The following is a 25800-nucleotide window of genomic DNA, read 5'->3' on the forward strand; positions in this document are numbered from 1 at the left end:
CGCGCCCTCTGATCCCGTTTTTTACCAATTGGTCAAAAATCGCGATACCCGGCCATCCAGCGGAACAGCAGACCGCGATAAAGCTCCAGATCGAAGGCCAGTTCGAAGATCAGGTAGATCGCCAATAGCGTTCCCAGCGCAACCAGCGCGGCGCGCCCGAACGCAACACCCCCGAGCCGCCACATCAGGAGAAAGCAGAACGTCCCCAACCCGATGTAATGGCCCAGCCCGATAATGACGACCAGCATCACCACAAGGCTGACGGTGATCATCATCACCTTGTTCAGACCGGGCAGCCTGCCGCTGATCGCCATGCCAAGTCGCTCTCCCACCTCGGCCTGTTCGCGCCGCCGGTAGAGACGCACCGCGTGAACAGCGATCAGGATGAACAGCGGCACCATGATGACAAAGGGCGTGCGCGCCGACACAAGCTGGTAGGTCAGCGCCTCGAAGAAGGCCACGAGAACCACCAGACCGACGGCCACCAGGAACACGATCTCAAGCGTCAGCATGTTGGCACGCTCTTCGGCGACGGTGGCCTTGACGGTGTCGTCCAGATCCACGTTCGTTGGGTTTGTCTGCGAAGTGTCGGTCATGGCTGTGCCCTCCGGTTCTTGCGTTCACGCATCATCGACCAGATGTTCACCGCCAGGAACACGATTGTGATCGCGGCCAGCGCCATCGGGATCGGCTGGAAGACAAAGAACGGTCCATCCAGAAGCAGCGCAAGGTAAAGGTTCTTTTCCACCGCAAAGCCCAGAACGAACCCGATCAGCATCGCCGCACGCGAATAGTTCAGGATCTTCATCAGGTAGCCCAGCACTCCAAAGAACAGCGCCACACCGATATCAAAGACCGACGCGGACCCGGCATACGCCCCGGTCACGATCACCGCCAGAAGGGCCGGAACCATGAATTCCGCCGTGATCGAGGTTGCCCGGCTTAGCGGATTCACCAGCCACATGCCGACAATCGTGCCGATAAGGTTGCCGATGATGATCGTGAAGATCATGATGAAGATGATGTCGACATTGTTGTTGAGCATTCGTGGCCCGGTTTCCAGACCAAGGATGAACAATCCCGAAAGCAGGATCGCCATCGAGGACGATCCGGGGATGCCGAAGGCGATGGTCGAGGCCAGTGCGCCACCTTCGACCGCGTCATTGGACGCTTCAGGCGCAATCACACCTTCCACGTTGCCCTTGCCAAAACTCTCCTTGTCCTTGGATGTCTGCTTGGCATGGCCATAGGCAACAAAGGCCGCGGGCGCAGATCCCAGGCCGGGGATCAGGCCCATTGTGGTGCCGATGGCCGAACAGCGCATCACCAGCCACCAGTTCTTGAACGCCAGACCGATGCCCTTGAAGATCTGCCTTTGCGTGTCACCCGCCGACAGCGACTTGGGCGTGTACCGCGCCAATGCGCCGCCGCGTTTGAACAGCTCGATCATCTCGGCCACCGCGAACAGCCCAAGGATCACCGGCACCAGCGACAAACCGTCGGCCAGATTGTCGGACCCCATTGTGAAGCGTTGGGCGTTGGTCACGTTGTCCACACCGATCATGGCCAGAAGCAGGCCCAGCATGGCGGCAATCAGGCTTCGGGTCAGATCCTCCTTGCCCAGAATCGCCACAAAGGTCAGTGCAAGGAACGCCAGCACGAAAACCTCGGGTGGACCGAAGAACAGCACGACCTCCCGCAGGACCGGAATCAACAGGCCCAGTACAACCGCGCCGAAGGTGGCACCAAGGAAACAGGCGGCCATCGCCGCACCAACAGCAACCCCGGCCTCACCCTTGTCGCGCATCGGCGGGCCATCCAGCAAGGTGGCGGCGTTCTGGCCGGTGCCGGGGGTCGAGAACAGGATCGCGGTCAGCCCGCCCCCCTGCGCCACGGTCGCATGTGCGCCCAGAAGGAAGGCAATGCCCGGACCGGGCTCCATGGTGTACAGGAACGTGACCGCCATCGCCATGGCGAAATGGCCGGACAAGCCCGGAATGACCCCGATAATCAGGCCAAAAAGCGACCCAACCGCAAGATAGGGCAGAACGGCAAGACTGATGGATTGGTAGAATCCGCTTATCATGCCTTCGATGACAGTCATGGCACACCTGTGAATGTGAAGGATAAGGAAGCCGGGGCGCGTCTGGCTGGCCGCCACGACGCGCCCCGACTGTCAGCAGGCGAGATCAGATCTCGCCCTTGATCGCCGCAATAAACAACTTGCGTGTCGCTTCGTCCAGATCGGTCGCCGCCTTGGCCAGTTCGCCGGTGCGAACACCGCTCGCAAACAACAGCTCACGTTTGCTTTCCACGGCACCCGCGACAAACTCGGGATCGTTCATTGCTTTTTCAAACGCGTCACGCAGGAACGCGACACGGTCTTCCGGCACACCCGGAGGTGCGGCAACCGGACGTCCCACCGCAGACAAACCTTCCCAGCCTTGCAGGATCTTGATCTTGTAGTCGGAATCCTCTGCGTTGGCCGCAAGATCGAACACGCTTGGTACACCTTCAAGAACGCCGGTCGGATTGGCCTCGGAATGCAGGATCACGACATGGTCGCCATCTTCGATCCCCGACAGCGCCGAGCCAAGAGAGCCCCACATCGCCTGAACGTCACCGCGCAGCATTGCCGTGCGGATGTCCGAGGACGAGTTGAACCCGTGGACAACCCGCTGGTCCATCTTGAACACGTCACCGACGATGACCGCGTCCACATAGGTCGAGCCACCAAGACCGGTGGCCCCCATGACCTCGGCCTGGCCATTGTCCATGTATTGCTCGATCGACGTGATGCCGCTGCCGGCACTTGCCACCATCACACGGATGTCAGCCACCATCCGGCCAAGGAAGTTATAGTCCGCAACCTTGTAGTCGGCACCTTCGATCCCGGCCAGTTCGTTGGTGATCATCGCCGAACCATTGATGATCCCGATGGTCAGACCGTCCGTTGGTGCATTGAAGATCTCGACAGCACCTTTCATCCCGCCGGAACCCGGCATGTTGACGATGTCGATGCGCGCGCCGGTGTATTTTTCCATGTATGGAGCGATCACACGGCTGTATTCGTCATACCCGCCACCCGGCTCGTAGGGCACGATCCAGTCGATCGACTTGCCCGCATAGAATTCAGCCGCGCTTTGCGCAGTCGCTGCCCCGGCAAGGCCCGTGACCGCAATCGCGGTGGCCGCAAGCCCCTTCAGAAACGTTCTTCTCATTGTCTTCCTCCCTTTGGCCTCAATGAAACATATGTCGGATCGTGGTCCGCGCATGTCTCAGGGCGCTCTCTCCCAATGACCACGCAAATCTGCGCCGTCACGATTGGTCTCTTGCACGAACTTTCTTCGATTGGCCTGTCGGGCACGTTTTGCCTACGTCATTCGCCAAAGGCCTCCCTGCCTTGGCACATACGAAGTCTGTCGCACGTCTGGAAATGTTAAGTGTCAAAGATCATTTCCGTCAATGGGACAGCGTCCCACATAACAGAACCAAGTTTCGCGCCCTGCCCGCGATTTATTCGCTTTCTAGAATTCTATTCAATCGCGACCAAGGCAACGCCGCCCATCGCCAGCGCCGCGGCGAGCAAGATCAGTGGTCCCGGAGTGCGTTCGGAACGGAAGATCAGAACGGACAGGAAAATCGAAACGAAAATTTCCAGTGATGCAATCATCACCACGGTCGAAACCGACTCATATGCCAATGCGGCAAACAAAAGGATCTGCCCCAACGAAACCATGACGGCTGCTGCAAATATCCAGCGATCCAAATGCCGGAACATCCCGGTAAAGTTTGACCGATGGCGGGATGAGACCAACGTCAAGGCAGCGAACGCAGCAAATCCCGTGGCGGCACTCAGAAATGTGCCCAAGGCCGGGGCCGGCCAAAGATCCAGTCCCGCCTTGCGCGCCACATAAGCCGCTGCATAAGCAAGCGCACCGAACACCCCGAAAAGATATGCAGTCGGAGGCGGGTTCGGAGGCGCATCCACGCGCTGACGGGCCATACTTTCCCGGATCAGCACTCCAAACGCCAAAGCGATGGCCAACATACCCAGCATGTCGAGCCGGGTCACTGCCTCGCCCAGCAACAGCGCAGCCAGAATGACAGAAAAGAATGGATTAAGACGTTTGACCGCGGTCGATCGACTGACCCCCAGCCGTCGGATCGATTCAAAAACCAGAGTCCGCCCAAAGACCATGGCAAGCACACCGGCGACCGCAAAGAGGGCAAAGGCCCGCCAATCGAACGATATTGCAGCAGCACCCCCACTTTCAAACAAGAGCCACAGCACTGCCGACAAGGCCATCGTGACAAGAACCGAAAAGGTAACGCCTTTGTCCCCTCCCGATGCGGTTGTTCGTGACACAAAATTATTGGCAAAGGCAAAAGCCGTGGCCGAAGCCGCAGCGAGCCCTTGGCCAAAGACCGGGCCCGGCAAAGCTGAAATCCAGTCGATCATCCGTGCTGAACGTTTCGCAAGGCGGTCCAGACGCGGTTTGGCGTGGCGGGCAGATCGAAGTCACACACACCCGCTTGTGCCAAAGCATCGCTGACGGCAGAGGCAAACGCCGCAACGGCCCCTACGGTCCCGGCCTCACCAACGCCTTTGACACCTAGTGGATTTCGATCTGTGGGCACTTCGCAGGAATCCAATAGAATCGGCGGCATGTCAGAGGCCCGGATCACCCGATAGTCCATCAGCGACCCGGTCAACAACTGCCCCGTGTCGTCGAACGCGATGGCTTCACCCAGCCCTTGGGACAGCCCATGCGCAATTCCGCCATGCAACTGCCCCTCGACCAGAACAGGGTTCAACACCCGGCCAACATCTTCTACCGCCGCATAGCGCGTTACGGCGACCTCTCCGGTTTCAGGATCAATCTCGACTTCGCAAAGATGTGTGCCGTTCGGGAAAACCGCCAGATCGGGCGTAAAGCTTTGCTCAACACTCCAGTGCCCTCCGTTCTGAGCGGCAAGCGATCCAATGGTGGCGGTTTCGTTGCTTCCATCTCTATGAAAGCCGCCGTCACGAAAGGTCACGTCGGCTTCGGAACAGCCAAACAAGTGTGCTGCCAAACCGCGACCTTCCTGGACCAGTGCCTCAAGCGCGCGCCATAGCGCTGATCCCGCCACCGCCAGCCCCGAAGACCCACCGCTTCCACGCCCGTGGCTCAGCGCCTCTGTATCTCCATTGACATAGGTGATCTGGTCGCGGGAAATCTGCAAATGCTCGGCTGCCATGAGAGACAAGCCGGTCTCGTGTCCCTGCCCCACCGACATCACACCCGGAGCAATAAGGACCGTTCCATCGCCCTGCACAGTGACGCGCGCAAAATCGGGTTTTGGTCCCGCGGCGGATTCAATGCAATTCGCAAGACCCAAACCGAACAGACGCCCCCGCGCGGTTGCCGCTGCCCGTCGGGACTCTGTGTCGCCGTTCAGGGTCAGGGCTGCCTGCATCACCCTTGGAAAATCACCGCAGTCATAGCTTTTCCCAAGCCCCGTGGTGATTGGCATCTGTTCCGGCACAATTAGATTTCGACGCCGCAGATCCACAGGATCAATCTGTAGATCGCGGGCAATTGCATCGAGCGCGCGTTCGATGGCATGGGTCGCTTCCGGTCGGCCATTACCGCGAAACGGGGCAAGCGGCAGACGTGGGCTTAGCTGACCTTCGATCTCGACACCGATGGCGGGGATGTCATATACCCCGCAAAACCCGCCCACATTATTCATAAGACCATATGCACGCCGACCGGGATAGGCACCGCAATCAATGCTGAATTGCGCCAGCACGGCCTGGATGCGCAGATCGCCATCCAAACCGATTTCGACCTCGCCTGTCACACCACGGCCCTGCGCATCGGCGAGCATCGCTTCGGATCGCGTCGGCAACCAGGCAATCTCGGTTCCGAGGGTCAGAGCAGCCCATGCAAGCGCGGCATCCTCACGCGCCATGAACCCTTTTAATCCGAAGGACCCACCGACATCCTGCGCCAATGCGCGTATTCGGTCGGGCGCGATGCCAAGATGCTCGGCAAGCTGGGCGCGCAGGGCAAAGGGGTTCTGCGTGCTTGACCGATATGTCAGCCCACCCGCGCCATCCGGCGTGGCAATCGCACCGCGCGGCTCAAGCGGAAAAGCCGTCATTCGCGGCACATTCAGCGCGATCCGCTTGCGATGCACCGCGTTGGTCATTGCATCCTCGGCAGCGGCAGGATCGCCAAAGCGACGCAGAAAAGCGCGCCCGGATAATGGCTCTGTCTCACTGATCTCCGGTGCTACAGCCTCTATCGCATCCGCCAAGGCAGCACGATCTTTCGCGACGATCAACGCCAATGGCTCGCCCAGATGCACGATGCGATTGTCACACAAAATAGGCTGAGGATAATGTCCCGCTTTCCCACCGTCCTCGCGGGGCAAGGGTTCGTGGGTCATCTCGGTCAAACCGGCGTTTCGAAGGTCGCTCGCATCAAATGCAGCCAACACACCGTGCATGCTTCGGGCATCCGAGAGATCCAGATCATCGAGCAGACCTGACGCAACATCCGACCGAACGAAACCAGCAAAGCGCGTATTTGGAGTTACAAAATCTGAAACATACGCCCCTGAACCGGTAGTGAGTCTGTGATCTTCAAATCGCTGAAATCCTGTCCCGGTCATTTTGTGTCCCGTGCCTGTATCTGTTTTTTGAAAAATAGCGCAGGAGGCGCCAGCAATCATCGATTTCAGAACGCAGTTTCACATAACGGAACACTCCAGTCGATGATGTCACAGACCATGCGTGACGAACACCGCCGGTTTCCGCTTGTCGTGCATCCAGGCAGAACCGGGGATATCAAGAGCGGAACTCGCACGCATTTGCGGGTTTTCCGAAATGGCTGCGACCCGCATTGTCAGAGAGTTGCTGTCAGCCGAAATCATCGAAGAAAGCAACGCTGACGATCAAGCCCGAAAAAAACATGTCGGCAGGCCCAAGACCGGCCTTCGCATCAGAAAAGATGGGCTGTTCGCCGTGGGCATCACCGTCTCGGCCTATCACTCGGAGGTTTCAATCTGCGACGCTGACGGCCAACTCTGCGCAAGTTTCCGACTTGAGAACGTCTCGCTTGACAGCGTTTCACAAGCCGCCCGGTTCTATGCAAATGCCCTGCGCGAACTGATCGAGTCCTCGGGCGTGAATATTGACCGAATCGTGGGAGTCGGCGTGGCCCTTTCGGCCCTCACATCACCAGAACGCGGCGAAATTGTTGCCTCGGAATATTTTGGCTGGGCACATGACGATGGGCAGTTCTGCCGCGAAATCCAGCAGATCATCGATCTTCCGGTCGAGATTGAGAACATCAGCAATGCCCTCGCGATTGCTGAAATGCGCTTTGGGGCCGCGCGCGATGTGGCCGATTTCACACTCGTGCATGTGGCGACATTTGTGGGTGCCGGTATCGTGTCGGACAGCAAACTTGTCCGCGGCGATGCCAGCGTATCACGCGGATTGGGTCATGTCCGGTCCGCCGAACGCCCGCTCATTTGCACCTGCGGACGGCGTGATTGCCTCAATCTGTCGGCCACGGGGTTCGGCATTCTGTCGCGGATGGGAAAACTGGACCATCTGACATTCGACACCTCAAAGCTGTCATATTATGCCGCGTCTCTTCTGGCTGTGCTGAAAGACGAAAACGCTGCCTATCTGGTCGCGGAAGCCGGAGCCCAGATCGCACCAGCACTGGATTTCATCGGCAACCTCCTCCGGCCCAAGATGATTATCCTGAGCGGGTATCTAGGTTCAAACGACGTCTATTTCGGATCTGTAAAGAATGCGCTGGTCGCGCAGTTCGATCACGACAAAGCCAACACCTACACTTTGGTCCCTGGAACGATTTCGTCCGTCGAGGCTGCGGCCCTGCTTGCTTTGCATGCGTTGTGCTACTCCGAGCGGCTTGATTACGATCGTTTCGCACGCGCAGCAGAGCAATCCCCGGATGCAACATATGGGTAACGCCCTGCGACTCGGGATTCTCCCCTTCATCATAGCGACATCAGCGGTCCTGCTTGTTGGACTGACATTGTGCACCGCGTTTTTTGGTGTTTTTCCGGATGGCATCCAGCGCAGCGCGCATTTGTTGCTTGTCCTGTTTCTTGTCTTCGCGATGGCTTTTCAAGCCACGTTTGACAGCACCGACACCGCGCAAGGCGGTCTCAAAGTCAACGCCAACAGTGTCTTGATCATTGCGGCGTTGTCGGGTGGCGCGATTGCGACCGGGCATCAGCTTTTCAATTTCGACGCGATCAACAACCGCTACGGGTCGATCACATCCTTTGAAATCGTGCTGGGCGCAATGATTGTTGTCGCCCTGTTCGATGCCTGCCGCCGCACCAACGGATGGCCCATCGTCATTCTGGCGAGCCTGTTCATCTGCTATGGACTGTTTGGAGCACCTGCCTGATCCAATTGCGCATCGTGGCTATTCGCTCAAGCGGGTCGCCTCCCAGATCTATCTGGGCGGCGGTGGGATATTCGGCACCCCCCTGGGAGTCAGCGCCACTTTTGTGACCGGCGTGGTCGTCTTGGGCACCTTGCTGGAGAAAACCGGCGCAGGTCAGGTGCTGATGGATTTTGCCACCGCGCTGACCGGACGGATGCAGGGCGGTCCTGCAAAAGCGGCTGTGGTGGGATCCAGCCTGATGGGCATGATCTCGGGGACTGCCTTGGCAAATGTCCTGACAACTGGTCCGATTTCCATTCCCCTCATGCGCAAGAGCGGTTACCGCAAGGAAGCAGCCAAACGCAAGATCCCGATCCTTCGGAATGCGGATTCAGTGACGGACTGGGTATCGATCCTTCGGAATTCGTACCTTCTGTTACCGCTGCCCGTTTTCATCAGCATGTTGCTGAACGGCTATTCGATCATGCTGTCATCATTCTGGGCCATCGTGGCCTCTACGTTGGTCAGCTACCTACCTGAGCCGTGCCTCTGCGCTGACCCCACGACGCATTGTGGAAACTTGCGTTGCTGCCGCAAATGCGGTCATTCCCGTCACGCTGGCCTGCGCGGCAGCTGGCGTGATCATCGGAATCATCACGCTGACGGGGGTCGGTCTGAAATTCTCGACCCTCGTGGTGTTGTTGTCGAACGGATCGGTTCCGCTGGCGCTTGTTCTGACCATGCTGACCTGCCTGATACTGGGTATGGGTCTGCCCACGGCCGCAGCGTATATTCTGGTGGCAACGCTTGTGGCCCCGGCCCTTGTGGACCTTGGGATCGGTCTTCTGGCGGCGCATCTTTTCGTTCTGTATTCGGCCATGCTGTCGTCAATCACCCCCCCCGGTGGCGCTGGCGGCCTATGCGGCGGCATCAATTGCCAATGGAAATCCTTTGAAAATCGCTGTGCTGGCCTGTCAGTTCGGCATGGGCGCGTTCGCGGTACCGTATTTCTTTGTCTACGACCCCACCATTCTTGGCATCGATGTAACATGGCTCCAGATCACCGTGTCATTCGTCACGGCAATCCTTGGCGGAATTTGCGCAAGTGCCTCGATGCTGGGCTTTTTTACTGGTCGGTTGAACCTTCTGGAACGGCTTCTCTTTGCAGGTGCCGCCCTTCTTTTCATGAAATCGAATTGGCAAATCGACGTGGCAGCTTTGACCTTGTTAGGCGCACTTGTTTTCTGGACATCGCGCCACGTCCCCTAATCAGCAGAAACGCAATCACGTCCGGCACGAACCCGGCAGATACATCACTCAGGGAGAGAGAAATGCTTGGAGAGCGCGGAATGTGGTTCAAATTCAACCCGTTCGAGGCCTCGATCCGCGTTCCGCTGATCGCACAAGGCCCCAAATTCAAAGCCGGGCATCGCGAAGAGGCGTTGGTGTCTCTGGTGGACCTCTTGCCGACATTTACCGACATCGCAAGCAACGGAACATTCGATGGATACGTCACCCCGCATGACGGGCGCAGCTTGTTGAACCTCCCTGAACGGGGCAGCCCGGACGACAAGGTATTCATCGAGTTCAACGGAGAAGGACTCTATGCGCCTGCCCTGATCATGATTGAGGGATCCATGAAGCTGGTCCACAGCCGCACAGATCCCAAGATGCTGTTTGACCTTGCGAAAGACCCGCTTGAACTGAACAACCTGTCCAGTGACCCAGCGTACCGGGCGCGACTGGATGCCATGTTCGCCGAAATGATGGAACGATGGGACGAAGACGATCTTGATCAGCGGATCAGAGTTTCCCAGCGAAAGAGAATGTTCGTACAGTCCGCAATGAAACACGGGCGCTTTCCTTCGTGGGATTTTGGACCACATTATGATGCGTCCAGCGTCTATGTCCGGGGCGGCAGCGACCCCAGCACCACCGCCACGAAACAGCTCGGGCGCTTTCCCTACGTTCCCGTCACGCCACCGCAAAAACCAAGGCATGCGAATAAATAGGTGGGTCGCGCCGCAGGAAGTTTGATCAAGCTCAGCCGCGCTCCATCAAAGCCAAGCTTGCCGCCGCCATGAAACCCTGTTGCACACCCAGTCGCGCCACGAAGATGGCTTCGGCTGATCCCACGACGCTCGCTCGTGAACGGGGGATCGCCACTGAAGCGCCGCAGGTCGTGGACATCCCCGGCGGGCATGCCTTGCTTGGGACGGATCACCCGATCTTTCCGATCGACGGCGAAGGCCCGCTTCGCAGCAAGAGACTAAACGGGTTTCGGATGGAGACGACCACGGTCACAAACGCCCGGTTTCAGGCCTTCGTTGCAGAAACAGGATATGTGACCGACGCAGAACGACTGGGGGACTCGCTGGTTTTTCAGGGCCTCCTGCCCAAAGGGGAACCGCCCAGCCGCGCCATCGCCGCAACCCCTTGGTGGCGCGTGATCGAAGGAGCAAATTGGCAAAATCCCCTTGGGCCGGGCAGCGCGGACCGTCTGGAAATGGATCATCCGGTCACCCATGCCGCCTGTGCATTTGCGCATTGGGCCGGTGGTCGTCTGCCAACCGAAGCCGAATGGGAACACGCAGCGCGCGGCGGCTTGGGCGATGTCCCCTTTCCCTGGGGCGAGACGAAACCCAACGACACCGATTTATTCCCCTGCAACATCTGGCAAGGACGGTTTCCGCAGCAGAACACGGCCCAAATGGCTACGGGCTTTACAATATGGTCGGCAATGTCTGGGAGATGACAAGCGAGACGTTCAAGGTCCGGTCGCTCAAAAAAGCAGTTGCCGCAGCTCATGCCGGCAAGAAGGGTTACAAACCAAGCAAGGGCGGGTCATTTCTATGCCATAGCAGCTATTGCTATCGCTACCGTATCGCCGCCCGCAACAGCACGTTCCCCGACACGTCGACCTCTCACATCGGGTTCAGGCTGGTGTATGATACGAACCGCGACCAAACAGATACTCAGACTATTGCCACAGCGGCCGGGCGCATGTCGGTCAATCCGAAATCGGAGCGGTGATATCAGACGCCCGCCCTTGATGGCACTTTTCGCGCCGATTTGGGCCGTGCGAGCCACGGCCCAATCCGCCATGTGAGAATTGCGAAAGCACCGGTCCAAAGTGCCGCCGACAGGTCGATCCCGTCGTAGGCGCCCACCGAAATCCCCTGACCAGCCACACGCGCAACAGTCGCCGCGATAAGAAGGACAAAGGCGACGGTGAGTGCTGGTCCAGCTACAAGATCCCGACCGGTGTGCCCCATCGTCGCCCGCATCATCACGGCGACGGTCATTCCTCCGATAACACCAAGTCCAAGAACATGCGCCGCAACAGCCGGTCCCACGAGGCCGACACTCGCCCCAGCCACTGCGGCAAAGCCAAGCGGCACCATCAGGTAAGCCAGATGCAGCATGAGCAGCAACGGCGAACGCCACGTTGCAACGCCGCGCCAGCGGCCGAGACGGACAAGATGCAAGATCGCTGCAACTCCCCCGACAAAAGCGCAGGCCTGATTGTTTGGCATGGCGACCCAGCTAACCAGCGCTACGGCACCGCCCGCCAGGCAAACCATGTCGAACCGATTGAACGCAGCAGGCAAATGCATCGCGCCGCGCTGCACAAGCCAATTACGCGTGAAACTCGGCACGATGCGTCCGCCGATCAGCAGGATCAGAAAGATCAGAATCGCGATGCCAAGCCGACGGCCATAATCTGCGCTGCCCTGTGACAGGGCCTCGGCATGGAACAGGATATTGGCCAGCCAGAGAAACGACACTGGGACAAGCACTTTCAGGTTGCGCCAGTTTTTTCCGGCAATGATTTCTCGTGCGATCATGACTGCCACGGCCATCAGGAAAAACTGGTCGATCAAGGCAACCGCGATCGGTCCAAGACCGGTCACCCCGGACATGGCAAGCCGCCCGGCGATCCATACAGCCAGCAATGCAGCCAGAGGCCATCCCCGTGTCGGAAACCTGCCCGTCCAGTTGGGAACCGCCGTGAACAGGAAACCTGCGACAACCGCAGCGCCGTAGCCGAAGATCATCTCGTGAATATGCCAGTCCGTCGGAACAAACCGGCCGCCGACAGATACGTCCCCCCTCCAGACCAACCACCAGACTGGCACCACCAAAAGCGCGAAGACAGTGGCCGACAGGAAAAACGGCCGGAACCCGTACGAGAACAATACAGGGCCTTGGTAGACAATGCGTGGCGTCATGGGACTTTCCGGTCTGAAATGAACGAGGGCGGCGTCATTGTCGCCACCCTGTTTGGTCGTGTGAAATCGGGACGGAAAGTCACTCGACCTGTGCGATGAGGTCACCCATGCGGCCTTTGGCCTTGCCTTTATGTTCGACTGCGGTTGCCTCATCCAGATTGACCGAGTCGCCAACCTGGATGAGGGCCACCATGCCCATGGCGTAGTGCGGTGTGCATTTGATACCGTAGACGCCTTCCTGCTCCACGATCAGGTCGAATTCCACGTTGTGCTTGGTCTTGAAGGCCTCCACGCCCTCGGGCAGCATCCCGTCGATGCTTTCCACGTTGTGGCCTTTGTCGGTTGGCAGAAAGCGGATCACGTCGCCAAGCTTTGCGTTTACATAAGCGGGTTCGAACACCATCGCGCCGACCTCGCCCTTGTTAAGCATCTTGACTTCAATCATCTCGGCTTGCGCGGTTGCAGCTGCCATAGCGAGTGCGGCGGTCATCATCACGGTCTTGATCATCGGAACATCCTTTCTTTGCGTCCGGTAGTTTTGTCTGCTCGCTGTTTGCAGTATGACCCGGGCACAAACGTTGTTCTGAAACAAACTCCCGAACCGAAACCGTGAAAAAGCTTGATGAAAGCCTTCTGACTGGACTGCCGCCCTTTTCCCTGCTGGATCGGACGCAGATTCGCGAAATACTGGATCAAGCCACCTCGCGTCGCTACGAGGAGGGCACGGAGATCTTTCGCGAAGGACACGATGCCGACAGGTTCTTCCTTCTGCTCGATGGATACCTGAGAGTCGTTCGAACAACGCCTGGTGGCGATCAGATCATTGTCCTGCACATTTCGCCCGGTCAACTTTTTGGAATTGCGCCAGCGCTTCAGCGTGACACCTACCCCGCGACATCCATCGCAGCGGCTGAATCAATTGCGCTGTCCTGGCCGGTCCGCCTCTGGTCCGACTTCACCGAGAACTATTCGGGTTTCGCGACCGAAAGCTACAAGACACTTGGCCAGCGGCTTGGCCAGATCCAGGATACACTGACCGAGATGGCGACCCAGGTCGTAGAGAAACGGGTTGCCTCGGCGGTCCTGCGGATGGCGAACCAGAGCGGGCGAAAGACGGACACCGGAATCGAGATCGCGTTTCCGGTAACACGTCAGAACATTTCGGACATGACCGGCACGACGCTGCATACCGTCAGCCGCCTTCTTTCGGGTTGGGAAAAAGACGGCATCGTCGAATCCACCCGCAAGCACATAACGGTCACCAATCCGCATGCGCTCGTATTGCTGAGTGGTGTCTGAGCCTGACTTGGCTCGCGGCGACGCGACCGTATTTCACGCCGTGATCAAGATTTCCCTATGTCGCAACATCCGCCCTGCAACGGTCCTGTCAGGATCATTCGCGCGACCCGGCTAGTCGATCTTTCCTCCGGCGATCCTGCGAAGTTCTGCACGAAAAGCGTCCTCTTCCAGGTCGTATTCGAGGCAGGCGTCTGTGATTGCGTGAAACGGCGCGATCGGACAGCCCGGACATAACATGTGCCGCTCAAGAAAGGCGGCGGCTGTTTCCGGCCATTCCCTGAACAGCTCGGACAGGGGCAAATCGGGATCATCGAAGTCTGGACGTCGCATGGGCCTCTCCCTCGGATGATCCAAGACTGCCTATAACAATCGCTTCCTTCTTTGCGCTTCCGCAACAAGGCTCGCTGATGCGCCCGGTAGAGATCTCCTATCCGAAAACAATAGTCGGGACCGCGACATGTCAGAAATACTCACCAAAACGCGGGCCAGGAACGTCTTCTACGGGGGATCCATATTCTTCGTCGTCGTGTTCGTGGCCCTCACGGCACAGAGCCACCGCCACATCGTGGACAAAGCCACCGCAGGAATGCCGCTGACCGACGAAGTTCGGTTGGGCAAGCATGTGTGGGAACGGAACTCTTGTATCAACTGCCACACCTTGCACGGCGAAGGTGCCTACTTCGCCCCCGAGGTCGGCAACGTCATGACTCGATGGGGCGCGCAAGACGATCCGGAAATGGCATTCGAGATGCTGGACGGATGGATGAATGCCCAACCCTCCGGCATCGAAGGCCGACGCCAGATGCCGCATTTCGAGATCACCGAGGAGGAAATGCGCGGACTCGCAGAATTCCTCCGCTGGGCCGATCAGACCGACACCCAGAACTGGCCGCCGAATGATGCGGGCTGAGGGAGACAAACCATGAAATACCAATCGCAAAAGGTGGCCTACGCATATTTCCTCGTGGCCATGGGTCTCTTTGGCATTCAGGTGCTGGGCGGGCTGCTCGCCGGCTGGATCTACGTCGCGCCAAATACGTTGAGCGAGGTCCTGCCCTTCAACATAATCCGAATGATCCACACCAACGCGTTGATCGTCTGGCTGCTGCTCGGATTTTTCGGTGCGGCCTACTACCTCATACCAGAGGAATCCGAGCGCGAGATCTTCTCGGTCAAACTGGCTTATATCCAGCTTGCAATCCTCGTCATTGGCACCCTCGGCGCCGTCGGTTCCTACCTGATGGGCATTCACGGAGGGCGGGAATTCCTTGAACAACCCCTCTGGGTCAAGTTCGGCATCCTCGTCGCTGCCGTAATCTTTCTGGTTAACGTCTCGCTGACCTTCCTTGCCGGGCGCAAGACAGCGATCACCAACATCCTGATGACGGGTCTGTGGCTGCTCTGCCTGCTTTGGGTCTTTGCCTTCATCAACCCCGACAACCTGAGCCTCGACAAGATGTACTGGTGGATGGTCGTCCACCTGTGGGTGGAAGCCACCTGGGAACTGGTCATGGCTGCGATCCTCGGCTTCCTGATGCTCAAGCTGACAGGCGTTGACCGCGAGGTGATCGAGAAATGGCTTTACGTCATTGTCGCCACCGCGCTCTTTTCCGGCATTCTTGGGACCGGGCACCACTTCTACTGGATCGGGACTCCCGGCTACTGGCAGTGGATCGGTTCGATCTTTTCGACCTTCGAAGTTGTCCCCTTCTTCGCCATGATGTCGTTTGCCTTCGTCATGGTCTGGAAAGGCCGCAAGAACCACCCGAACAAGGCCGCGCTTCTGTGGTCGCTTGGGTCGTCAACCGTTGCTTTCTTCGGCGCGGGCGTTTGGGGTTTCCTGCACACGCTGCACGGGGTGAACTTCTATACCCACGGCACACAGATCACCGCCGCGCACGGGCACCTAGCCTTCTATGGCGCCTATGTGGCCCTGAACCTTGCCATGTTCACCTATGCAATGCCGCATCTGCGGGGCCGCGATCCTTATAACCAGGTGATCAACATGGCCTCCTTCTGGCTGATGACCGGCGGCATGGCCTTCATGACCTTCACACTCACCTTCGCTGGCACCATCCAGACCCACATGCAACGGATCGTCGGCGACTATTACATGGATGTTCAGGATCAGCTTGGCCTGTTTTACGTCATGCGTTTCGGTTCCGGTGTGGCAGTGGTGCTGGGTGCGCTGTTGTTCATCTATTCCATGGTTGTGGTGCGCCGTGAGGTCATCAAACCCGGCCCCGTGGCCGTTCCCGGAGAGTAAGTCATGAAAGACCTGCACAATCCCGACCTGCCGTTCTACCACCCGCAATCCGACGAATGCGCGGTGTTCGAGACGGCCCATACCAACGCTCTGCCCCTTCTTCTGAAGGGGCCGACCGGCTGCGGCAAGACGCGCTTTGTCGAACATATGGCAGCGCGGCTGAACCTGCCGCTCCATACCGTGGCCTGCCACGACGACCTCAGCGCTGCCGACCTGATCGGACGCTACCTGCTGAAAGGCGGAGACACCATCTGGGTTGATGGTCCACTGACGCGGGCTGTCCGCGAAGGGGGCATCTGCTACCTTGACGAGGTGGTAGAGGCGCGTAAGGACGTCACCGTCGTGTTGCACCCGTTGACTGACGACCGCCGACGATTGGTCATCGACAAGACCGGCGAGGAACTGGTCGCACCAAAAAGCTTCATGCTGGTGGCCAGCTACAACCCCGGCTACCAGAACATCCTGAAAAAGCTGAAGCCTTCGACCCGTCAACGCTTTGTCTCCATCGGTTTTGACTTCCCCCAACCCGAGGTGGAAACCCCGGTGGTGATGCGTGAAAGCGGTCTGGACCAAGGCCGCGCACGGGCACTGGTGCGGCTTGCAGGCAAGATCCGCACACTCTCCGGCATGGACCTCGAGGAAGGCGTATCGACCCGCCTTCTGATTTATGCCGCGACGATGATCGCCGGGGGCATGTCGCTCAATCGGGCGCTGGAAGCCGCGATCATCGAGCCGCTCAGCGATGAGCCGGACACTCAGCAGGCACTGCGCGACCTTGCCGCCGTGATCTACGGGTGACGACAATGATGCACGTTCTTGACCTAATGGAACCCGAGGAAACTGTCGGCAACCTTTGGCACGACATGGCGTCACGTTGGGGGGCCACCGAGGGCGATACCGCCTGCGCCGTACGTTTCGAGGACATCCGCCCGTCAGTCGCCGCTCTGTTCCGGGCGCTTGGCGGCGCGGCGGGGGTAGAGATCGCCCCTGCCCCGCGCGTCACCTCGGACCATCGCCCGAACCGCATCCGACGCATCGGCGTGCCGCGCGAAAAGGCGCATGTCGGCGATTTCGACGGTGATCGCCTGCGCCTGCCGCCGGTGATCGACACCTTTCCAACGCGCGAACTCAACCGCGCCTGCTACCTCTGGCTTGCGGCGCTGGCTGCCCATGCTGCCATCCCGGCGCGCCAGACAGACTCGCTCGCGGCGGACCGCGCCGAAATCGCAGCACTTGCGGTTGCTTCGGACCTCGCCTATGCGGCCTGCCCCGGCCTACGCGGGGTCCATGACAGACTATGCCGCCTTGTCGTCGACAGCCGAAACAGACACGGCCTGCCAAGATGCGAGGCCGGGATCGAACGGCTGATCCTTTTCCAGCTTACCGGCACATCAGATGCCAAGGACTGTGTCGCCTGTCCTGCCCCGCGCGGGTATCGCACCTATGCCCCTGTTCCGATCTGGTTGCGCCTGCGCCCTGTCGCCAGAACGGGCAAACCTGCACCGGAAGAAACCGAAACGCCCGCCCCGGCCTTTGGCGTTCCGACACGCAAGGACGCCCGTCGCGAAGATCGCGATCAAGCCAACCGCAACGACAGTTTCATCATCCACCGCTTCGAGACCATCATGTCCTGGGCAGAAAGCCTGAACCTCAACCGCATGGTCGATGACGACGATCAGGACAACGCCGCAAAGGCTGCCGAGGATCAGGACCACCTGACGTTGTCGCAGAACATGAAACGGGCCGCCACCCGCCTGCGCCTTTCTCTGGACCTGTCCCCGCAGGACGCCGACCATGCAAGGCTGGCCGATAGATACACATACCCCGAATGGAACCGCCGCACCGGCGACTATATGATCGCCCATACCCGCGTGCTGGAGGTCGAGGCGACACCGCGCGCCGAATACACACCCGATCCCAAGCTGGTCGCCCGCGTGAAACGGCAATTCGCGCCCCTTCACCCCCGCCGCGTCGTCCTGCCCCGGCAGATCGACGGAGAGGATCTGGATCTCGACGCCCTCGTGACATCGCGCACAGACATCATCAGCGGCATGGACGGCAGCGACAGGGTCTGGCAATCGGGCCGTCCGATGGCGCGCGACCTTAGCGTCGCGATCCTGATGGATTGCTCTCGTTCGACCGAGGCGGCCATTGGCGACACCACGGTCATGGAGGTCGCGCGCGAGGCGTTGTCCTCCTTGGCCTGTGGCATTGACACGGCGGGCGACAGGCTCGGCATCTGGGGGTTTTCGTCGTTGCGCCGGGACCGGGTGTTCCTGCACCGATGCAAGACATTCCCGGAACCGATGTCGCGCGATGTGACGGCCCGGATCGGCGGTCTGCGACCCGGACACTATACACGACTTGGCGCTGCCATACGCCATGTCTCGGCGCAGCTCGCCGGCGAGGGTGCCACACGCCGTCTCTTGCTGGTCCTGACCGACGGAAAGCCCAATGACCTTGACCACTACGAAGGCCAGCACGGGATCGAAGACAGTCGCATGGCAGTCCGCGAGGCCCGCGCATTGGGTCAGGCGGTGCATGGCGTCATCGTCGATGCCGACGGGCAGGATTGGTTCGCCCGCATCTTCGGACGCGCAGGGTTCACGTTGCTGCCCAACCCCGAACGTCTGCCCCGCGCCCTTCCTGACATCTACCAGACCCTGACCATGGAGACCTGACATGAAACGCATACTTGCAATCACACTGACCTCGACCCTACCCTTTCCGGCCTTCGCCGCCGGTTTCGAACGCCCGATCCCGCAACCGCAGACAGAGGTGGCGGAATTCTGGTTTCTTATCGGTTCCATCGCACTCATCATCGCGCTGGCGGCTGTTCAGATTCTTGTGAGCCGACGATGACACCGTTTCTGAAACTTTTTGCCGCGCTCTACCCGTTCGGCGCGGGGGCCATGGGAGTGAACCTGTTCTTTGCATCCCTGATCGGGTCGTGGGTGGGCTGGCCTGTCCTCACTCCGTGGCAAGCCGCCGCCGGGGGAATGTTGATCGGCCTTCCCGCGACTTGGGCCTTCGCGTGTCATATCGTGCGTCTGATGAAGAAAGCTGAGACTCCATGACCGGATGGACGGAATACGCGCTCGCACTGGCCTTGTTTGTCGGAAGTCACTTCTTGCCGCGCATTGGGGGGCTGCGGGACACTCTGATCAACGCCGTTGGGCGCCGGACCTATTTCGCCATCTACGGCGTGATATCTGTTGGCCTGCTGATCTGGCTGATCGTCGCCGCAGGACGCGCGCCTCATGTCGCTCTCTGGGCGCAACTGCCCTGGACCCGCTGGGTGCCCAATATCGCGATGCCACTGGCCATGATCCTCGTCGCGTGCGGTGCAGGGCTGCGATACCCTTATACGCTCGGCGGCAGACATGGGCAGGTGTTCAACCCGGAACGTCCCGGTTTTGCCGCGGTGTCGCGACATCCGATGTTCCTGGCTTTGGCGCTTTGGGGCGGGGCGCATCTTGTGCCAAACGGTGATCTGGCGCATGTCATTCTCTTTGGCAGTTTTACCGTCATGGCGCTGGCTGCAATCCCCGCGTTCGATGCCAAGGCGCGGCGGGCTCTGCCTTTGGATGACGCGCGCGCCTTACATGACAGCACCGCCGTTCTTTCGCTTGTTCCGCTGACGGATCGTGCGTGGCTTAAAGACAATGCACGCTTGATGGCGCTGCGGATCTTGACCGGCTTGCTGCTCTGGCTGGCGCTATTGCATCTGCACGGGGCAATAATTGGCGTCTCGCCATTCCCGGTCTGAATTCGATCCCACGCGCGGGTGACGCCCACATTGCGCAGGTTCTTTCACACCATGACAGTTCTGGCTATTCCACGCGCACCAGCCGAAACCCGAGATGGTCTGGCGGCAATCCGACGGCACAGCCGCCAACGCTGGCATCCCGGACAAAATCGATCACCGCCGCGCGGTGTCGCCCACCGGCAATCCTGACACCACAATACGGGTCGGAATCGCTGATCAGGCCGTCCTCGGACACCTGTCCGTTTTCCATACACCCGTCGGTCCATTCCCAAACGTTGCCAGCGATGTCGGCAATCCCCAAAGAGTTGACCCCGAACCCTCCTGCGGGACGCAGCGTCGGGCTTGCGGTGCCGCGCAGCACGAGACCGTTGGCATAGTTTGCCAGCATCCTTTCGCCAGGATCGAGCGCTCCCTCATCGGTGATCGCTTTGCCAACACGTTCTGCTGCTGCCAGTTGCCATTGTATCTCGGATGGCAGCTTCCAGGTTTCCCCGGTTCGCATGGAAATCCATCTGGCAAAAGCGGTGGCGTCCTGCCAGTTGACATGGGTCTGCGGATAGACGCCCCCCACAGCCGGAACCGGCTCACAGGCTCCTTCACGAACGCAAATGGCGTATTCGCTGCGCGAGACCTGATATTTCATGATTTCGAATCTGTGGACCGCAACAGGAACAGGTTGCGGCCACCGCGCCGCGCCCTTGTGCGAGAAATTTCCCAACGGACGCCACATGACCTCGCCCGCCGCAACGGTCACCGTCGCGAACGGGGCAAAGGGTGGCGGCGCGTCCCCAAGTGAGACTGCACCCCAAAGCCCCATCGCTGCGAGCAGCGAAACCAACAAGACCGACTTCATCACATCATCCTTTCAAACCGCAAACAGGCGGCCGGATGGAACCGGCCGCCCCAATTCGATTTTCCTAGAAACGGTGCCGACTTACGGGAGCGCGGTCTTGCCCTCGTAGGTGGCATCGTATTCGACGGGCGCCTGCACCTGCTCCATGAGATCGTTGTTCCAGTCGCCCTCGACGATCACATGGGCCGTCGCGCCAAGGTTCACCGCCTCGATCAGGTTGTGGTTGACGTAGGCGTAGACCCCCGGTTGCAGAAATTCATAAAGCGCCGCACCAGCCGAACCGCCCGCGATGAACCATGTTTCCTGATCGCGCTGCGGTGGGTTGTTGAATTTGCCCCGCTCCCAGACCAGATCACCATGGCCGCCGATCAGGTGCGGACGGGTGTCGCGGTTGGCTTGGCTGTGGACGAAAAGCACCTTCTCACCTTGCGAGGCATGCAGGGCATTGTCACCAGTGAGTGCACCCACCTTGCCGTTGAAGACAACGTGGCTGGGGATCAGACCGTTCATCACGTCAAGCGTGTCAGGATAGCTTTCGGCAACGTCTTCGAAGCGCTTGTAATCGCCATTTTCATTCTTCGGGATGTAGAAATCATTTTCGCCGATATAGAAGACGCGGTCATAGCTGACCGGATTGCCGTCGTGATCCGTCAGACCATTGCGCGGCAACACCATGATGCACCCCGCCATACCGCTGACAACGTGCCACGGGATCATCGGGCCACCCGGCGCACAGTGGTAGACAAAGGTGCCCGGACGCGTTGCCTTGAACCGCAGTGTTGTCTTTTCACCGGGGTTCACCAGTGTCAGAGACCCGCCCCCAAGCGCACCTGTTGCGGAGTGAAAGTCAATGTTGTGCTGCATCAGGTTCTCGGGAGAATTGTAGAGCGTCAGTTCGACATAGTCGCCTTCATGAACCACCATCATCGGGCCGGGAATGGACCCGTTGAACGTCATCGCCTGCAAGTATGCACCGTCATCGACCTCGACTTCCTTCTCGACGATCTGCATTTCGAACTCGACGATGCGCGGTTCGGCGGGTGCCTGTTGCTCGTGCTCGTGGACCATCGGCGGGCGAACAAGCTTGCGCTTGATGCGCTTGAGGTTCGTCAGATCGACGGGCGGCGCCATCGACGTATCCATGATCTCTTCGGCTTTGGTGGCCTTGGCAAGGACCGGTATGGCAGCGATGCCAGCAGCGCCCATCAGTGCGGCTCTTCTCGTCAGCATGGTCAAGCTCCTATCAAATTGTATGCTGTTTGAGAGAAGAGTAATCTGCCCCTGATCGCCGAACGTTGTGAAACAGCAAGGTTCAGGGGTGTTTGTTCGCGGCCGTCACGACAATCAAGTTGATGCCGCGCGCCCGTGTCGGAGAATCCTGCACGCCGGCCCCGAGCAGACGGGCAGCATCTGCCCGTGCTCAGACAATCCCACTTGATTGTCACACAGCCCCGGACGTCTCGAAAGCACGCGGTCTTGTTTCGGATAGTCCAGAGAAGAGCCGCCCGAACTGCATGGAAATGTCGCAAACGACACTCAACCTGCGCGCCCATGTCCTTATCGTGGCAATGTGAATTGCAATCGAAAGGAACCGATGACCGCTGCATTCCCTCCCGCACACTCGCCCGAGGCGCATCGGCATGGTGTGCTCTTTGTCATTGCCGCCGGGATCCTCTGGTCTACCGTCGGGCTCGGCATCCGCCTGATCGAAGACGCCGTGGTCTGGCAGATCCTCCTGTATCGGTCCATCAGCATGTCGCTTTTTCTGTACCTGGTCATTCGCATTCGGTCAGGCGAAAGCCCTTTTTCACAGGTACGTCGCATCGGCTTTCCAGGCGTCATTGCCGGGCTATCCCTGGTGGCGGCCTATTCCGGCGGAATTTACGCAATTCAGAACACGTCGGTGGCGAATGCCATGCTGCTCTTCGCAACCGCACCCTTCATGGCTGCAGTTCTGGGCTGGCTCATCCTGCGTGAACCGGTTCGCAAAGCAACCTGGACTGCGATCGCTGTTGCCATCGGAGGCATCGCCATCATGGTCGCCGACAAATCGGGCAGTGTCGCCTTGAAGGGAAGCCTTGCAGCACTTGGATCCGCTTTGGGATTTGCGGTCTTCACCGTTTCCTTGCGTTGGGGCCGGACAGGCGAAATGCTGCCTTCGGTGTTTCTTTCGGGGCTTTTTGCCATCGTCATCACAATCGGCATTTGCCAATATCTCGGACTATCGCTGGTCATTGGTGGATGGGACGGCAGCATCGCCATGGGAATGGGGGTGTTTCAGGTGGGGGCGGGCCTGATCCTCTATACGTTGGGCTCACGCAGCCTTCCGGCGGCAGAGCTGGCTCTTTTGTCGCTGGCCGAAGTGCTTCTCGGTCCGCTCTGGGTGTGGCTGTTTCTTGGCGAAACTGCGAGCATTACAACCCTAGTCGGCGGCGTAGTCCTGCTTGCTGCCATTGCCGGAAACGCGCTTTCGGGAAAACGGCGGAAACCTCCGGCAATCACAACGCCGTAGAGCGGTGATCGTTGAGGCGCAACAGGTCGGCCAGTTCCTTGACGGTCAGGTACGCGTGGTCGGGAAAGGCAAGATCTGTCGGGGCAAAGGCCAATCCTCCGCCCCGACGGTCTTATCAGTTTTCCGGTGCGTTAGGAAAAAAGAGCTGCTGATCGGCAACCATGTAGCCCGCGATTGCGTCCTGCCCTTCGCTTGAGACCAGCCAGTCCGCAAAGGTCTGCGCTGCATCAACCTTTACCGACGGGCATTTCGCCGGATTGATCGGGATCACGCCATACTGGTTGAACATGTCCTCGTCACCCTGCACGGAAATGGCGTAGTCCTGCTTGTTGTCAAAGCTGATCCAGGTTGCGCGGTCTGTCATGACATAGGCACCCATGCCGATGCCCGCATTCAGCGTCGCACCCATTCCCGAGCCGGTCTCGCGATACCACTCGCCCGAAGCAGCGGTCGGATCGACACCGCTGTCACCCCAAAGTGCCACTTCCTTTTTGTGTGTGCCACTGTCATCGCCACGCGATGCAAACAGCGCGCCTTGCTCGGCAATCTTGGCCAAGGCGCCTTGCACGTCGGTCATTCCCGCGACACCTGCCGGATCGGCGGCCGGGCCGACGATGACAAAGTCATTGTACATCAGGTCCGTGCGTTCCGTACCGAAACCCGCTGCCACGAACTGTTCTTCCGAAGCCTTGGCATGCACCAGCAGCACATCGCCGTCGCAATTCTCGGCATTCTTGATGGCCTGACCGGTGCCAACGGCCACGACGTTGACCTGAATACCTGTCTCATCCTGAAAGATCGGCAACAGGTAGTCGTAAAGACCCGAGTTCGCCGTCGAGGTAGTGGACTGCACGATGATGGACTGGTCTTGCGCCCAGGCGGCGCCTCCTATGATCAGTACTGCAGCGGTCGCTGTCAGTCTTCTTGCAAGCATGATGGTCACTCCCTTTCTTGGTGTGTCAGACGACTATTCTGCCGTTCAGGTAATCCCGGGCCGCGTCACAGCGGGGTTCAGGGAAAAATTCAGCCGCCGCGCTGTGTTCGGCCACGCGACCGCGATGCAGGAACACGACGTCATCAGCCATGCGCCGCGCCTGTCCCATGTCATGCGTGACAAAGATGATGCGCACGCCCCTGTTGCGCGCCTCGCTCACAATTCGTTCGATTGCGAGAACCGAAGCGGGATCAAGGCTGGCGGTTGGTTCATCCAGGAACAGAACGTCCGGGTCGGTCGCCAGCGCACGGGCCAGCGCCAGACGCTGCGCTTCGCCACCCGATAGAAGACGTGCAGGCTGGTTCGCCTTGTGGGCCAATCCAACATGGTCAAGCAAGGCGCTTCGCCGGGCGGTATCTTTGCGCCGTGCTTTCAGGACAAAGTCGATATTTGCCGCGACGGACCGGCGGAGCAGGACCGGCTTCTGAAACACCAGAGCCTGCCGCACCGTCACATCCGAAGGCACCCGCCCCGCCCAGTGGATACGCCCGGAGGTTGGCTGCATCAGCCCGTGAAGAAGTTTCAGAAGAAGGCTCTTGCCCGACCCGTTTGGCCCCATGACCATCGTACAGCCGGACGGGCCAAGGTCGAGAGACACGCCATCGAGAACGCTTGTCTCACCAAATCGCAAGACAAGGTCGCGGACTTCGAGCGGCAGGATCTCCGTTTTTTCCGCGCCACTCAGAATCGCGGCATCAGGCATGGCCATTTGGTCAGACATAAGCCTGCCTCGCGGCGGTCATCCGCACCGATTGAACGGCCGCGTTCACACCCAACGCAATGACAAGCAGAATGATACCAAGCGCCAAAGCAAGCGCCAGATCGCCTTTCGACGTTTCCAGCGCAATCGCCGTGGTCATGACGCGCGTCAAGTGGTCGATGTTTCCGCCAACGATGATCACCGCCCCCACCTCGGCCACGGCGCGACCGAACCCGGCAAGGCCAACGGTCAGCAGCGAATAGCGTGCATCCCATAGCAGCGCTTGCACGGTTTGCATCCGCGTGAGGCAGAGCGAGCGAAATTGCTCTGAATATTCAACGTGCAGATCTTCCAGCACCTGGCGCGACAGCGCCGCAATGATCGGGGCGATCAGGATTGTCTGCGCGATGATCATCGCCGTCGGTGTGTAAAGCAGCCCCAGAAACCCCAGAGGACCGGACCGGGACAGGTGCAGATAAACCAGCAGACCTACCACCACAGGCGGAAGTCCCATCAGCGCGTTCATCACGATCAGAACAGCGTTGCGCCCGGAGAACCTGCCGATGGCGACAAGGGCGCCGATAGGTAGGCCGATGAGACAAGCAATCGCCGTCGCCGTCAGACTTACGCGAAGCGAGAGAAGGACAATCTCAAGCAAATCCGCGTCGCCCGACAGGACAAGGGCGACAGCAAGGGCCAAGGCTTCCCCGATGCTTTGCAAAATCTCCCCCGAAATGCATATTTTACCG

Annotated in this window: 26 protein-coding genes and 3 pseudogenes; 16 read left to right on the forward strand and 13 right to left on the reverse strand. The window is 59.3% G+C overall.

Going from position 1 to position 25800, the window contains the following annotated elements; all coding sequences use genetic code 11:
* Positions 1–32 precede the first annotated feature (32 nt).
* The 5 genes from ACTIEN_RS15175 to ACTIEN_RS15195 all read right to left on the reverse strand — a co-directional run bounded on the left by ACTIEN_RS15175 (position 33) and on the right by ACTIEN_RS15195 (position 6726).
* Entirely contained in the window at positions 33–596 is a 564-nt protein-coding gene (locus ACTIEN_RS15175; RefSeq protein ID WP_439523992.1) for a hypothetical protein, read from the reverse strand.
* Positions 593–2104 (reverse strand): tripartite tricarboxylate transporter permease, encoded by a 1512-nt coding sequence (locus ACTIEN_RS15180; RefSeq protein ID WP_439523993.1) that lies wholly within the window; start codon positions 2102–2104, stop codon positions 593–595. The genes ACTIEN_RS15175 and ACTIEN_RS15180 overlap by 4 nt, the downstream gene beginning before the upstream one ends.
* A gap of 85 nt (positions 2105–2189) precedes the next feature.
* Entirely contained in the window at positions 2190–3221 is a 1032-nt protein-coding gene (locus ACTIEN_RS15185; protein ID WP_439523994.1) for a Bug family tripartite tricarboxylate transporter substrate binding protein, read from the reverse strand.
* 314 nt (positions 3222–3535) lie between these two features.
* Positions 3536–4462, reverse strand: a complete 927-nt coding sequence (locus ACTIEN_RS15190; protein ID WP_439523995.1) for an EamA family transporter — start codon at positions 4460–4462, stop codon at positions 3536–3538.
* The gene (locus ACTIEN_RS15195) at positions 4459–6726 is read right to left on the reverse strand and encodes a xanthine dehydrogenase family protein molybdopterin-binding subunit (RefSeq protein ID WP_439523996.1); all 2268 of its coding nucleotides are present in this window, start codon (positions 6724–6726) and stop codon (positions 4459–4461) included. The genes ACTIEN_RS15190 and ACTIEN_RS15195 overlap by 4 nt, the downstream gene beginning before the upstream one ends.
* Before the next feature lie 61 nt (positions 6727–6787).
* Here ACTIEN_RS15195 and ACTIEN_RS15200 point away from each other — a divergent pair, with 61 nt between their 5' ends.
* From ACTIEN_RS15200 to ACTIEN_RS15230, 7 genes and pseudogenes are all read left to right on the forward strand, one after another.
* Positions 6788–7999 (forward strand): ROK family transcriptional regulator, encoded by a 1212-nt coding sequence (locus ACTIEN_RS15200; protein WP_439523997.1) that lies wholly within the window; start codon positions 6788–6790, stop codon positions 7997–7999.
* Positions 7992–8447 carry a hypothetical protein gene (locus tag ACTIEN_RS15205; protein ID WP_439523998.1) on the forward strand — a complete coding sequence of 152 codons (456 nt, stop codon included), beginning with the start codon at positions 7992–7994 and terminating at the stop codon, positions 8445–8447. The genes ACTIEN_RS15200 and ACTIEN_RS15205 overlap by 8 nt, the downstream gene beginning before the upstream one ends.
* A pseudogene (locus tag ACTIEN_RS15210) lies at positions 8422–8772 on the forward strand (TRAP transporter large permease subunit); the annotation flags it as partial. The gene ACTIEN_RS15205 and the pseudogene ACTIEN_RS15210, both read left to right, overlap by 26 nt.
* 226 nt (positions 8773–8998) lie before the next feature.
* Positions 8999–9277, forward strand: a pseudogene (locus ACTIEN_RS15215) (TRAP transporter large permease subunit); the annotation flags it as partial.
* A gap of 100 nt (positions 9278–9377) precedes the next feature.
* On the forward strand, positions 9378–9695 hold the full coding sequence (locus ACTIEN_RS15220) for a hypothetical protein (protein ID WP_439524024.1): 318 nt from the start codon (positions 9378–9380) through the stop codon (positions 9693–9695).
* Positions 9696–9775: 80 nt separating this feature from the next.
* Complete coding sequence (locus ACTIEN_RS15225; RefSeq protein ID WP_439524022.1) at positions 9776–10438, forward strand: sulfatase/phosphatase domain-containing protein; 663 nt, start codon at positions 9776–9778, stop codon at positions 10436–10438.
* A 104-nt stretch (positions 10439–10542) separates the two neighbouring features.
* A pseudogene (locus ACTIEN_RS15230) lies at positions 10543–11459 on the forward strand (formylglycine-generating enzyme family protein).
* A 2-nt stretch (positions 11460–11461) separates the two neighbouring features.
* Here the strand turns inward: ACTIEN_RS15230 and ACTIEN_RS15235 are convergent.
* Positions 11462–12658 (reverse strand): NnrS family protein, encoded by a 1197-nt coding sequence (locus ACTIEN_RS15235; protein WP_439523999.1) that lies wholly within the window; start codon positions 12656–12658, stop codon positions 11462–11464.
* 79 nt (positions 12659–12737) lie between these two features.
* Positions 12738–13166, reverse strand: a complete 429-nt coding sequence (locus ACTIEN_RS15240; RefSeq protein WP_439524000.1) for a pseudoazurin — start codon at positions 13164–13166, stop codon at positions 12738–12740.
* Positions 13167–13267: 101 nt separating this feature from the next.
* Here ACTIEN_RS15240 and ACTIEN_RS15245 point away from each other — a divergent pair, with 101 nt between their 5' ends.
* Positions 13268–13957, forward strand: a complete 690-nt coding sequence (locus ACTIEN_RS15245) for a Crp/Fnr family transcriptional regulator (protein ID WP_439524001.1) — start codon at positions 13268–13270, stop codon at positions 13955–13957.
* A gap of 111 nt (positions 13958–14068) precedes the next feature.
* Here the strand turns inward: ACTIEN_RS15245 and ACTIEN_RS15250 are convergent, their stop codons facing one another.
* Positions 14069–14287 (reverse strand): DUF1858 domain-containing protein, encoded by a 219-nt coding sequence (locus tag ACTIEN_RS15250; RefSeq protein ID WP_439524002.1) that lies wholly within the window; start codon positions 14285–14287, stop codon positions 14069–14071.
* Between the two features lie 127 nt (positions 14288–14414).
* Here ACTIEN_RS15250 and ACTIEN_RS15255 point away from each other — a divergent pair, with 127 nt between their 5' ends.
* From ACTIEN_RS15255 to ACTIEN_RS15285, 7 genes are read left to right on the forward strand one after another with little or no spacing between them, the layout of a single operon-like run.
* The gene (locus tag ACTIEN_RS15255; protein ID WP_439524003.1) at positions 14415–14867 is read left to right on the forward strand and encodes a c-type cytochrome; all 453 of its coding nucleotides are present in this window, start codon (positions 14415–14417) and stop codon (positions 14865–14867) included.
* Positions 14868–14879: 12 nt separating this feature from the next.
* Positions 14880–16223, forward strand: coding sequence for a cbb3-type cytochrome c oxidase subunit I (locus ACTIEN_RS15260; RefSeq protein WP_439524004.1), 1344 nt, complete (start codon positions 14880–14882; stop codon positions 16221–16223).
* A 3-nt stretch (positions 16224–16226) separates the two neighbouring features.
* Positions 16227–17021, forward strand: a complete 795-nt coding sequence (locus tag ACTIEN_RS15265; protein ID WP_439524005.1) for a CbbQ/NirQ/NorQ/GpvN family protein — start codon at positions 16227–16229, stop codon at positions 17019–17021.
* A gap of 5 nt (positions 17022–17026) precedes the next feature.
* On the forward strand, positions 17027–18904 hold the full coding sequence (locus ACTIEN_RS15270; RefSeq protein WP_439524006.1) for a nitric oxide reductase activation protein NorD: 1878 nt from the start codon (positions 17027–17029) through the stop codon (positions 18902–18904).
* A 1-nt stretch (position 18905) separates the two neighbouring features.
* On the forward strand, positions 18906–19085 hold the full coding sequence (locus ACTIEN_RS15275) for a hypothetical protein (protein ID WP_439524007.1): 180 nt from the start codon (positions 18906–18908) through the stop codon (positions 19083–19085).
* Positions 19082–19300, forward strand: a complete 219-nt coding sequence (locus tag ACTIEN_RS15280) for an NnrT protein (RefSeq protein ID WP_439524008.1) — start codon at positions 19082–19084, stop codon at positions 19298–19300. Before ACTIEN_RS15275 ends, ACTIEN_RS15280 begins: the two co-directional genes overlap by 4 nt.
* Positions 19297–19992 carry an NnrU family protein gene (locus ACTIEN_RS15285; protein ID WP_439524009.1) on the forward strand — a complete coding sequence of 232 codons (696 nt, stop codon included), beginning with the start codon at positions 19297–19299 and terminating at the stop codon, positions 19990–19992. Before ACTIEN_RS15280 ends, ACTIEN_RS15285 begins: the two co-directional genes overlap by 4 nt.
* A 64-nt stretch (positions 19993–20056) precedes the next feature.
* On the opposite strand, the gene ACTIEN_RS15290 is transcribed toward ACTIEN_RS15285, so the two are convergent.
* Positions 20057–20845, reverse strand: a complete 789-nt coding sequence (locus ACTIEN_RS15290; protein WP_439524010.1) for a formylglycine-generating enzyme family protein — start codon at positions 20843–20845, stop codon at positions 20057–20059.
* 81 nt (positions 20846–20926) lie between these two features.
* Positions 20927–22075 (reverse strand): copper-containing nitrite reductase, encoded by a 1149-nt coding sequence (gene nirK / locus ACTIEN_RS15295; protein WP_439524011.1) that lies wholly within the window; start codon positions 22073–22075, stop codon positions 20927–20929.
* 364 nt (positions 22076–22439) lie between these two features.
* On the opposite strand from nirK, the gene ACTIEN_RS15300 reads away from it, so the two are divergent.
* Complete coding sequence (locus tag ACTIEN_RS15300) at positions 22440–23357, forward strand: DMT family transporter (RefSeq protein ID WP_439524012.1); 918 nt, start codon at positions 22440–22442, stop codon at positions 23355–23357.
* 115 nt (positions 23358–23472) lie between these two features.
* Here ACTIEN_RS15300 and ACTIEN_RS15305 read toward each other — a convergent pair whose 3' ends face one another.
* From ACTIEN_RS15305 to ACTIEN_RS15315, 3 genes are read right to left on the reverse strand one after another with little or no spacing between them, the layout of a single operon-like run.
* Positions 23473–24291, reverse strand: coding sequence for a substrate-binding domain-containing protein (locus ACTIEN_RS15305; RefSeq protein ID WP_439524013.1), 819 nt, complete (start codon positions 24289–24291; stop codon positions 23473–23475).
* 25 nt (positions 24292–24316) lie between these two features.
* Entirely contained in the window at positions 24317–25060 is a 744-nt protein-coding gene (locus ACTIEN_RS15310; RefSeq protein WP_439524023.1) for an ATP-binding cassette domain-containing protein, read from the reverse strand.
* Between the two features lie 4 nt (positions 25061–25064).
* On the reverse strand, positions 25065–25772 hold the full coding sequence (locus ACTIEN_RS15315) for an ABC transporter permease (protein WP_439524014.1): 708 nt from the start codon (positions 25770–25772) through the stop codon (positions 25065–25067).
* Positions 25773–25800 lie beyond the last annotated feature (28 nt).

This window comes from Marivita sp. (assembly GCF_051859345.1).
GTDB lineage: Bacteria > Pseudomonadota > Alphaproteobacteria > Rhodobacterales > Rhodobacteraceae > Marivita.